At 62.4% G+C, this 266-nt stretch carries 1 protein-coding gene; it reads left to right on the plus strand.

Features of this window, described 5'->3' with window-relative positions:
• The coding region (locus tag SB772_RS41855) for a hypothetical protein (protein ID WP_410838756.1) at positions 1-227 on the plus strand (227 nt) is incomplete at its 5' end.
• Positions 228-266: the final 39 nt, after the last annotated feature.

Genomic DNA, 266 nt, shown 5'->3' on the forward strand with positions numbered 1-266 from the left:
GTACCATCGCGCCTCGAGCGCTGACCATCAAGGGTGTGTCGCTGTTCAGCTGGCAATTCGAGCCCGCGGCGGTACGCGAGGCAGACCTCGCTAAGGCACTGGAGCTCGCACGCAACTTCCCGAACCTGTTCCCCGTTGCGGAACGCTATCCGGCGTTGGACTATCAGGGAGCGCTCGAACATGCCAACCGGCGAGGTAAGACCGGCATGGTGCTGCTCGCGTTCTAGAGCCACACCTTCTGCTTATGAGGCGTCCGTCGCCGTGAT

Origin of the sequence: Paraburkholderia sp. SIMBA_030 (genome assembly GCF_046535245.1) — a bacterium.
Classification (GTDB): Bacteria; Pseudomonadota; Gammaproteobacteria; order Burkholderiales; family Burkholderiaceae; genus Paraburkholderia.